This window comes from Streptomyces ureilyticus, from assembly GCF_011045025.1.
In the GTDB taxonomy this organism is placed as follows: domain Bacteria; phylum Actinomycetota; class Actinomycetes; order Streptomycetales; family Streptomycetaceae; genus Streptomyces; species Streptomyces ureilyticus.
This window is the reverse complement of record NZ_JAAKZX010000292.1, coordinates 1-9,550: the sequence shown is the minus strand read 5'-3', so window position 1 is coordinate 9,550 and position 9,550 is coordinate 1. Positions and strand designations below refer to the sequence as shown.

The following is a 9,550-nucleotide window of genomic DNA, read 5'->3' as shown; positions in this document are numbered from 1 at the left end:
GCGGGGGGGTGTTCATCAGTCTCCTAGCGGGCGGACCACCAGCTGCAGCTGGTGAGGGAATCGCTACCCTGAGTTGTGATATTTTCCTTTCGTCCCGCAAGGGATCGGTTCGGGCTGGACCGCAACCCTAGGGTTGGAAGCCCCCTCCTTCAGGAGGGGAGCGGAGTCACAACCGTCTTTCTCATCGACGGTCGGCGGTTCACTGGTCGGCGCGGTCGGCGTTGTCGACCGCGTCCCAGACGTTGGCGTACCAGGGGCGGGCGGCCGCGCCCTGCGTCGTACGCGACTTGGTCGCCGCGTTCGGATCGATCACGATGTAGCCGGTCTCGCCCGGCTTCACGTAGTGCAGGCGCTCGCGGATCCGCTGCTCGGCGTAGGCGTCGTCCTGCCAGCGCGCCTTGAGGTCGCGCAGTTGCTCGACGCGCTCACGGGCCTGCTGCCGTTCCTGCTCGAGTTCGGCGATCTCGGCGCGCTGGGAGACGTACTGCCGGGTCGGATACGCGAGGGCGACGATGAGGGAGCACAGGACGAGGGCGAGCAGCGCGGCCCGCCCGGTCAGCCGGGAGCGGCGGGCCTGGCGCCTGGTCTGTGAGCGGTAGACGCGGGCCGCCGTCTGCTCGCCGAGCAGCCGCAGCCTGGTCGCGGTGGAGAACCGGTCCCGGTCCTTCGCGGCCATTCATGCCTCCCCTGCACCCACACGCGTACGTCCCCGCACACGGTACGGGACCGCGTACGGGGACGTAGGCAAGGAGGCGCCTACAGGCAGGTCAGCCCTTGAAGCGGGGGAACGCCGAACGGCCCGCGTACACCGCCGCGTCGTCGAGGATCTCCTCGATGCGCAGCAGCTGGTTGTACTTGGCGACGCGGTCCGAGCGGGCCGGGGCGCCGGTCTTGATCTGGCCGCAGTTCACCGCGACGGCGAGGTCGGCGATGGTGACGTCCTCGGTCTCGCCGGAGCGGTGGGACATCATGCACTTGAAGCCGTTGCGCTGGGCCATCTCGACGGCGTCCAGGGTCTCGGTCAGCGAGCCGATCTGGTTGACCTTGACCAGCAGGGCGTTGGCGGAGCCCTCCTCGATACCGCGGGCGAGGCGCTCCGGGTTGGTGACGAAGAGGTCGTCGCCGACGATCTGGACCTTGTCGCCGATCTTGTCGGTGATGACCTTCCAGCCGGCCCAGTCGTCCTCGAACAGCGGGTCCTCGATGGAGACGAGCGGGTACGAGGCGACGAGCTCCTCGTAGTACTCCGTCATCTCGGCGGCCGAGCGCGACTTGCCCTCGAAGAGGTACGCGCCGTCCTTGTAGAACTCGGAGGCGGCGACGTCGAGCGCGAGCGCGACCTGCTCGCCGGGCTGGTAGCCGGCCTCCTTGATGGCCTCGATGATGAGGTCGAGGGCGGCGCGGTTGGACTCCAGGTTCGGGGCGAAGCCGCCCTCGTCGCCGAGGCCGGTGGACAGGCCCTTGGTCTTCAGCACCTTCTTGAGGGTGTGGTAGACCTCGGCGCCCCAGCGCAGCGCCTCGGAGAAGGACTCCGCGCCGATGGGGGCGATCATGAACTCCTGGATGTCCACGTTCGAGTCGGCGTGCGAGCCGCCGTTCAGGATGTTCATCATCGGGACCGGCAGCAGGTGCGCGTTCGGCCCGCCCAGGTAACGGAACAGCGGGAGGTCGCTGGCCTCGGAGGCGGCGTGCGCGACGGCGAGGGAGACGCCGAGGATGGCGTTGGCGCCGAGCGAGCCCTTGTTGTCGGTGGCGTCCAGGTCGATCATGGCCTGGTCGATCAGCCGCTGCTCGGTGGCGTCGTAACCGACGAGCTCCGGGCCGAGCTGCTCGATGACGGCGAGAACCGCTTTCTCGACACCCTTGCCGAGGTAGCGGTTGGCGTCTCCGTCGCGGAGTTCGACAGCCTCGAAGGCGCCCGTGGAGGCGCCGGACGGAACGGCGGCACGACCCGTGCTGCCGTCGTCGAGGCCGACCTCGACCTCGACCGTGGGATTGCCTCGGGAGTCCAGGATTTCCCGGGCTACGACGACGTCGATGGACGGCACGAGCATCTCCTTCTGGGATGTGACGCGGTGACGCGGGCCGCTGGGCCCGCACAGCGCGAAGCCGCGGCGGCTCCGCGATGACGAGCCTAACCGGCTCCGGGCGATCGGCCAGCCGTCCGCCCCGCGCATCGACTGAACCGAGAGCAAATTGTTTCCCAACGGAACAAACCGAGGGCGGGACAAACAGCGGAACAAGCAGCGGAACAAGTGGGAGCGACAAGTAGTGGGGACAAGTAGGGGACAGAAAAGTCCCGACCCGGTGCGTACGGGGGAAGACGCACCGGGTCGGGACTGTCCGGAGGCTCAGCTTCGGCCGAGTTCGGGGCCTCGGCTTCGGCTGAGCTCGGCGCTCAGCTGACGCCGCTCTGGGGGCTGGGCTTCAGCTGAGCCGGGGCTCGGTGTCAGCTGAGGTGCAGCTGCTGGCCCGGGTAGATGACGTTCGCGTCGTCGACGATGTCGTCGTTCAGCTTGAACAGCTTCTGCCAGCCGCCCTTGACGTTCTCCTCCGCGGCGATCGCGCTGAGGGTGTCACCCTTGACGACCTTGTACTCGCCGTCGCCCTTCTTGACCTTCTTGCCGGTCGGGGTGGTGACGGTCTTCTTGGCAGACGGGCGGTCCTCAGAGCGGGAGGCACGCTCCTCCTGGGCCGGCGCGCTCTGCTGCTGGGACTGCTGGGTGTTCTCCTGCGCGGCACCGGAGTCCGAGGAGCCGCCGCCACCGTTGTACGCGGCGTTCGACAGACCCTTGCCGCAGACCGGCCAGGCACCCTTGCCCTGGCCCGCGAGGACCTTCTCGGCGATCTCGATCTGCTGGGCCTTGGTGGCCTGGTCGGCGGTGGCGGCGTACTTCGTGCCGCCGTAACCGGACCAGGTCGAGGCGGAGAACTGCAGGCCGCCGTAGTAGCCGTTGCCGGTGTTGATGGACCAGTTGCCGCCCGCCTCGCACTGGGCGACGGCGTCCCACTCGGAGGCGGTGGCGGCGGAGGCCGTGCCGGACACCATCAGCGGGGCGGCGATGGCGGCACCGGTGACACCGGCGAGCGCGGCTATGCGGGTGGTCTTGGACGGACGACGGTGCTTGCCCTTGCCGGAAAGCAGCATGAAGAGATCCCCTCACCGACGCCTACGAGGTGAGCTGTCGGGTTCGGGCCTGGTGAGTTGCCCGGCCGTACGGATCGCTCCGCACGACTTCACCCCAAGCCGCACCCGGTCTCGACGACCGGGCCCGGCACTTACCTTGGGTCCCCCGCTCCTGCCTACGGCGCTTGACGCGACGACTGTTCCCGTACGGACGTTGGCAGGATTCGGCGTGACATCCGTCGGGGCCCGCTGTGGCGAGCGGTCACGACCGTAAACATGCGATCCGCCGAATTTCAAAGACGATCAGGGCCTTTGAGATCCATGTCTCACTTTCCCCAAAGCGGACATCTGGCCCGAACTGTTGCCTCTTTTGGCCCGGTTCGGCACCTTGCACACCCCTCAGTCTGTGTCGAGTTCAAGGCGCTGACCGGGGCGGATGAGGTCCGGGTCGGCGCCGATGGTGTTCTCGTTCGCGGCGTACAACTCGGCCCATCCGCCTTGGAGGCCACGGGAGTCGGCGATCGCCGAGAGACTGTCGCCGGAGCGGACGGTGTACGAGCCGTTCTGGGCGTCCGTCGCGTCGCGCGAAGCGCCGTCGCCACGGGAGGCGTGCCGGCCGGTGGAGTCGTCCGCACGGGAGTCCCCGGCGCCCTCTTCGGCACTGCCGCCGCGATGACGGCCGGTGGCCTCGTCTGTGTTTGTGCTCTCACTCTCGCCGCCCGAAGAGTCGGCGTTCTGACCGGAGTTATCCGAATCGCCCTCATTCGCCGTGTCCGCCGGTGGGCTTGGCGAGCTGTCGGGGCTCGGTGATTCGGCGGTGGAATCGCTGCCGGAGTCCTGTGAAGTGCCGGTGGACGACTCGGACGTACCGGATGAGTCCGATTCAGCGGACGAATCGGATGAATCGGATGCACCTTCCTTACCGGATGAATCACCCTTTACGGAGCCGTCACTTGGTGTCTGCTCCGATTCAGAGCCCGTGCCCGAGTCCGCGCCCGTGCCCGCCCCCGCCCCCGAACTCGATCCCGAGTCCAGGCCCGGCTCCGATTCGGTGGACGGAGTGGGGCTTGGCGTAGGCGAGTCCTGCGCCAAACCCGTATCGACGTCGGCCGAGTCGGAGTTCTGCGTCAGGCCCGCGACGAGTCCGCAGGTCGCCCAGGGGCCCGTACCCCGGTCCGCCAGGACCTTCTCGGCGACGGCTATCTGCTGCGAGCGGCTGGCCAGGTCGGCGCTCATCGCGTAGTCGAGGCCGCCGTACTGCTCCCACTCCTCCTGGGTCATCTGGAGCCCGCCGTACTGCCCGTTGCCGGCATTGGCGCTCCACGAGCCGCCACTCTCGCACTCCGCGACCGCGTCCCAGGTCGCACCGCTGGCGGCACTCGCGCCGCTGGCCGCGAAGAGAGGGATCGCGATGGCCGATCCGGTCACCCCCGCCGCCACGAGGAGAGCGGGCGCCTGACGGGGGCGACGGTGTCGACCGTTCCCGGAGAGCATGCGGTTGCCTTTCACGCGACAGTGGGTGACCTGGGTGTGACCAATGAGACTGCTGAGGTGCGCTTTCGCGAGAACCTAGTGGGATCCGATCACATGTCACCAGTAGATGTAGCGCAGATCACGTGAAGATCACGGACCTGAGGGTACGTCACCTTTGAGCAGGGGGTTCGTCAGTTCCCAGGCGGTACCGTCACCTCGTGAACGCGCCGCATATCCGACCCGAACTCTTCACGTGGGAGTTCGCCAGCGATCCCTACCCGGCCTACGCATGGCTCCGCGAGCATGCGCCCGTACACCGCACCACGCTGCCCAGCGGTGTCGAGGCGTGGCTTGTGACCCGGTACGCGGACGCCAAGCAGGCCCTGGCCGACCAGCGGCTTTCCAAGAATCCCGTGCACCATTCCAAGGACGCCCACGGCAAGGCCAAGACGGGCATTCCGGGCGAGCGCAGCGCCAACCTCATGACTCATCTGCTCAACATCGATCCGCCGGACCACACACGGCTCCGTCGGCTCGTCTCCAAGGCGTTCACACCCCGTCGCGTGGCTGAATTCACGCCTCGCGTCCAGGAATTGACCGACCACCTCATCGACCAGTTCGCACACAAGGGCTCCGCCGACCTCATCCACGAGTTCGCTTTCCCCCTCCCCATCTACGCGATCTGCGACCTGCTCGGCGTCCCGCGCGAGGACCAGGACGATTTCCGGGACTGGGCGGGGATGATGATCCGGCACGGCGGCGGGCCGAGAGGCGGTGTCGCGCGGTCGGTGAAGAAGATGCGTGGCTATCTCGCCGAGCTGATCCACCGCAAACGGGAGGCGCTTCCGGACACCCCCGACCCCGGTGAAGACCTCATCTCCGGGCTCATCCGCGCCTCCGACCATGGTGAACACCTCACCGAGAACGAAGCCGCGGCCATGTGCTTCGTCCTCCTCTTCGCCGGTTTCGAAACGACCATCAACCTCATCGGCAACGGCACGTACGCACTGCTGCGCAACCCGAAGCAGCGCGCGCAGCTACAGCAGTCGATCGAGCGTGGCGAACAGGAACTACTGGACACCGGCATCGAAGAGCTGCTCCGTTACGACGGCCCTGTCGAACTGGCCACCTGGCGCTACGCGACCGACCCCCTCGAAATCGGCGGACAACGAATCGCCTCCGGTGATCCCGTACTCGTGGTCCTCGCCGCCGCCGACCGTGATCCCGCCCGTTTCGACGAGCCGGACACACTCGACCTCTCCCGCCGGGACAACCAGCACCTCGGCTACGGGCATGGCATCCACTACTGCCTCGGCGCCCCACTCGCCCGCCTGGAAGGCCGCGCCGCGCTGGGCACCTTGCTACACCGCTTGCCCGATCTCCGGCTGGCCGCCGATCCGGCTGACCTGCGCTGGCGAGGAGGCCTGATCATGCGCGGGCTACGCAACCTCCCCGTGGAGTTCACGGCTGCTCAGCCCTCCGCCCCCCGAATCGCGTCCCGGTAAGCCCGAGCCGCCGCCCGTAGTGCCGCCTCCGGGTCCACGCCCTCCGCCTCGGCGCGGGCCGCCATCGCCAGGAGTTCGTAACCGACGCCCTCGCCCTGGGGTATCGGCACCTCAAGTCCCGCTGTGCGTACGCGGGATGCCAGCTTCGCTGCCAGGGCCAGGCCGGGTTGGCCCAGTGGCACCCCTTCCGTGACGGATGTCCGCTGCTTTTCCACCGCCTTGGTGCGCAGCCAGTGGGCCTTGACCTCTTCCGGGGTCGTGGCGGTTTCGTCGCCGAAGACGTGGGGGTGGCGGTGGATGAGCTTGGTGACGATGGTGCCCGCCACATCGTCTATGGAGAACGGCTCGGCCCCATCTTCCGGGCGGCCTTCCTCCGCTATGCGGGCGTGGAAGACGACCTGGAGCAGGACGTCGCCCAGTTCCTCCCGCAGTTCGTGGCGGTCGCCCTCCTCGATCGCCTCGACGAGTTCGTACGCCTCCTCGATGCCGTATTTCGCGAGGCCCTTGTGGGTCTGCTGGGACGACCAGGGGCATTCGGCTCGGATGCGGTCCATGACCTGGACGAGGTCGAGGAGGCGGGCGCCGGGGAGGTCGTACGAGGCGGGGAGCAATTCGAGGTCGGGCATCTGGAGGCGGCCGGAGCCGGCCAGGCGGGCGAGTCCGTCGGTCAGTTGGGGCTCACCCTCGCCTGTGGCGACCACGGTCACCGTGTGGCCGCCGGCGCAGGCGTCGACGAGTTCCTCGGCGGTCGGGGCGGCCTCGTCGACCTTGACGCCGGCCTCGCGCAGATACGGCAGCTGGGGGTGGGCGCCGTCCGCGCACAGCACGCGGTCGGCGTCGTGCAGCGCCTGCCAGGCGGGCCAGGACAGGAGTCCGGGCGCGACGCGGTGGCTGGTGGTGAGCAGGACGATGCGCCCGGGGCTGGATGCGTTCACCCCTCGAACGTAACCCACGCCACTGACAACAAGGTCGGCCAGCAGCAAGGTCAGCCCGCAGAGGTGGCGACGCTGAAGACGCGGCCAGTGGTTACGCGGTCTCCTGGCTGCCCGCCTGCGTGACCTGGCGCAGCCACGGCAGCTTGGCCTCAACGCGGCTGTTCTTCTGGGGGTCCCAGGTGCCGTAGCGCGGGTTCAGGTCGACGTCGAGTTTCTTGGAGGCGTCGGACAGGGCCTTCCAGAACGCGGGCCCGCTGGTGTCGGTGCCCAGCTGGGCGGCGAGTTTCTGGGCCTCGAGCTGGAGGCGGAGGTTTTCGTCGATGCGCTCCGGCGGGATGCCGTACGTCTGCAGCCAGTCCCTCTCCAACTGCTCGACGCCACCCGGCTGGTCCTCGAGTTCGCCCCGGACCTTCGTGACCTCCTTGCGGGAGACGGTCACGCCCGCGTCCTGGGCGGCGCTGTGCAGTACCCGGTCGAGAACCATGTTGTTGAGGATTTCGCGGGTGAGGCCGCCGGACTGGGCGATGGCCTGCTCGTACTGGGCGTCATTCGGGATGGCGTCCCGCTGCGCGGTGCGCACCTCTTTCACCCGGTTCTCCAGCTGGGAGACCGTGATCCGGTCGTCGCCGACGACGGCCGCGGCACCGGGATGCGCCTCGTCTCCGCAGGCGGTGAGGAGGGGCGCCGCGGTGGCGAGCGTGGCGGCGAGGAGGAGCGCGGTGCGACGGCGGCGGTGCAAGGAGGACCTCCAGTGGGAGCTTGTGCGGCAGTGCACAAAGTCTTGCGGTGATCGATGGTAGGCAGGGGACCGGCTCTCGGCCACCCATTCGACCCAACGATTCGCCAGGAGTTCCGTACTGCCCCGAAGTCCTCGCGCAGTCCCTATGGCCCCACTAACCGCGCACTTGGCCCAGCCATTGCAAAGTCCGGCGGATCTCCACGGCCATCGGCTGCGCCGGCCCCTGGAGGCGTTCCACATCGACGAGCAGTCGGGAGAGCGTCGCGTGGGCGGCGCCCCGGTCGCCGACGGCGAGCAGGAGGTGGCCGATGCGGCGGCGTACATCGTAGGAGAGCTCGGGGTCGCCGGCCACGTACTGGTTCTCGTAGTACGGCAGCAGGGAGCGGTACTCGGCGAGTGCGGCGGCGGGTTCGCCGAGCTGCTCGAGGCACTGGGCCGCCTCGTAGCGGAAACGCAGGGACTGGGGGTCGGCCTGGCCGGCCTCCTTGGCGCGCTCGTCGGCGAGGCGGCGCAGCTCGGGCAGGGCGCGGCGGAACTGGCCGTCGTCCATCAGCGTGGCCGCGTACTGCTTGCGCAGGGTGCGGACGACGGTCGAGTGCTCGCCGTGCCGCTCGGCCGCGGCCGGGAGGATCGAGCCGAGGATGTCGACGGCCTGCGTGATCCGGCCCTCGCCGAGGAGCCGCTTGACCTCGTCGACGGCGCCCGCGACATCGGGCTTGTCCACGGCGGGCGTGGCCTGCGGCTGCGCGGCGGGGGTGCGGGCCCGGTCAGGCCAGGGGGCGTGCGGGCGCAGGAAGGGGCGCGTCGGGTCGAGCGGGCCGCCGCTGGGGATTCCGCGCGCGGGAAGCATCGGGAGCAGTTGCTCGTACGTCTCCTGCGCGGAGGCCGGGCGGTGCTGCGGGTCCTTGGAGAGCAGGCGCAGGACGAGGGCTTCGAGCGGCTCGGGGACTTCGGGGCGCAGTTGGCGTACCGGAACGGGCGGTTCGTAGAGGTGCCGGTGGAGCACGCCGAGGGCGGTGGAGCCGGAGAACGGCACATCGCCGCTGAGCAGTTCGTGCAGCAGCACGCCCAGTGCGTACAGGTCGGTGTACGGGCCGACCGCGCCGCCCATCGCCTGCTCGGGTGCCATATAGGCGGGGCTGCCGATGGGTGAGCCGGTGTGGGTGAGGCGGGTCGTGTCCGTGTCCATGACGGAGGCGACGCCGAGGTCGAGGACAGTGACCGTGCCGTCCTGCTTGACCATCACATTGCGGGGCTTCAGGTCGCGGTGCACGATCGGCACGGCGTGCACCGCGGACAGTACGGCGCACAGCTGGGCGGCGACCGCGACGGCCCACTGCCAGGGGTACGGATCGTGTTCGGCGAGGTGGCCGGAGAGGTCGGTCCCGTCGACGTACTGCATGACGAGGAAGAGTTCCTCGGCCTCGGTGCCCGCGTCGTGCACCGTGACCAGGCCGGGGTGGTCGACCTGGGCGGTGACGCGGCACTCGCGTACGAAACGGCGGCGCAGCTCGTCGGCCTCCTGGCCCGCGACCTTGTCGGGGCGCAGCAGCTTGACCGCGACGCGCCGGTCCAGGCGCTGGTCGTACGCCGTCCACACCTGGCCCATGCCGCCCTGGCCGATGAGTGTGGACAGTTCGTAGCGTCCGGTGATCACACGTCCCGACGCCACCGTCACCTGCCGTCCTCGTGCTTGCGGAGGTAGTCACTGAGCTCGTCGAGCTCGGCCCGCACCTGGTCGATCCGGACGGGCGCGGGGCGCTGCGGGGGC

General features: G+C 69.1%; 8 protein-coding genes and 1 riboswitch. Of the genes, 1 reads left to right on the top strand and 7 read right to left on the bottom strand.

The window, feature by feature from the left end:
* Positions 1 to 199: 199 nt before the first annotated feature.
* From G6048_RS44130 to G6048_RS44115, 4 genes are all read right to left on the bottom strand, one after another.
* The gene (locus G6048_RS44130; protein WP_165345249.1) at positions 200 to 676 is read right to left on the bottom strand and encodes an FtsB family cell division protein; all 477 of its coding nucleotides are present in this window, start codon (positions 674 to 676) and stop codon (positions 200 to 202) included.
* Positions 677 to 767: 91 nt separating this feature from the next.
* The gene (eno, locus tag G6048_RS44125) at positions 768 to 2,054 is read right to left on the bottom strand and encodes a phosphopyruvate hydratase (RefSeq protein ID WP_033323157.1); all 1,287 of its coding nucleotides are present in this window, start codon (positions 2,052 to 2,054) and stop codon (positions 768 to 770) included.
* Between the two features lie 395 nt (positions 2,055 to 2,449).
* A complete protein-coding gene (locus tag G6048_RS44120; RefSeq protein WP_165345248.1) occupies positions 2,450 to 3,148 on the bottom strand; it encodes a LysM peptidoglycan-binding domain-containing protein in 699 nt (232 codons plus the stop codon).
* A gap of 4 nt (positions 3,149 to 3,152) precedes the next feature.
* Positions 3,153 to 3,321: riboswitch (cyclic di-AMP (ydaO/yuaA leader) on the bottom strand.
* A gap of 205 nt (positions 3,322 to 3,526) precedes the next feature.
* The gene (locus G6048_RS44115) at positions 3,527 to 4,636 is read right to left on the bottom strand and encodes a transglycosylase family protein (protein WP_328828765.1); all 1,110 of its coding nucleotides are present in this window, start codon (positions 4,634 to 4,636) and stop codon (positions 3,527 to 3,529) included.
* Between the two features lie 182 nt (positions 4,637 to 4,818).
* Between G6048_RS44115 and G6048_RS44110 the strand changes: the two genes are divergently transcribed.
* Positions 4,819 to 6,105, top strand: coding sequence for a cytochrome P450 family protein (locus G6048_RS44110; protein WP_165345247.1), 1,287 nt, complete (start codon positions 4,819 to 4,821; stop codon positions 6,103 to 6,105).
* On the opposite strand, the gene G6048_RS44105 is transcribed toward G6048_RS44110, so the two are convergent.
* The 3 genes from G6048_RS44105 to G6048_RS44095 all read right to left on the bottom strand — a co-directional run bounded on the left by G6048_RS44105 (position 6,072) and on the right by G6048_RS44095 (position 9,415).
* Positions 6,072 to 7,058: a nucleoside triphosphate pyrophosphohydrolase gene (locus tag G6048_RS44105; RefSeq protein ID WP_408056232.1), complete on the bottom strand. Its 987-nt coding sequence runs from the start codon at positions 7,056 to 7,058 to the stop codon at positions 6,072 to 6,074. The two genes, G6048_RS44110 and G6048_RS44105, sit on opposite strands and share 34 nt — an antisense overlap.
* Before the next feature lie 73 nt (positions 7,059 to 7,131).
* Positions 7,132 to 7,779 carry a SurA N-terminal domain-containing protein gene (locus tag G6048_RS44100; protein WP_165345245.1) on the bottom strand — a complete coding sequence of 216 codons (648 nt, stop codon included), beginning with the start codon at positions 7,777 to 7,779 and terminating at the stop codon, positions 7,132 to 7,134.
* Positions 7,780 to 7,933: 154 nt separating this feature from the next.
* Positions 7,934 to 9,415 (bottom strand): serine/threonine-protein kinase, encoded by a 1,482-nt coding sequence (locus G6048_RS44095; RefSeq protein WP_206342884.1) that lies wholly within the window; start codon positions 9,413 to 9,415, stop codon positions 7,934 to 7,936.
* Between the last annotated feature and the right edge of the window lie 135 nt (positions 9,416 to 9,550).

Excerpts from the sequence above, each read along its gene's own strand:
- G6048_RS44130 (WP_165345249.1), bottom strand. The coding sequence starts at position 676 with ATGGCCGCGAAGGACCGGGACCGGTTCTCCACCGCGACCAGGCTGCGG.
- eno (WP_033323157.1), bottom strand. The coding sequence starts at position 2,054 with ATGCTCGTGCCGTCCATCGACGTCGTCGTAGCCCGGGAAATCCTGGAC.
- G6048_RS44120 (WP_165345248.1), bottom strand. The coding sequence starts at position 3,148 with ATGCTGCTTTCCGGCAAGGGCAAGCACCGTCGTCCGTCCAAGACCACC.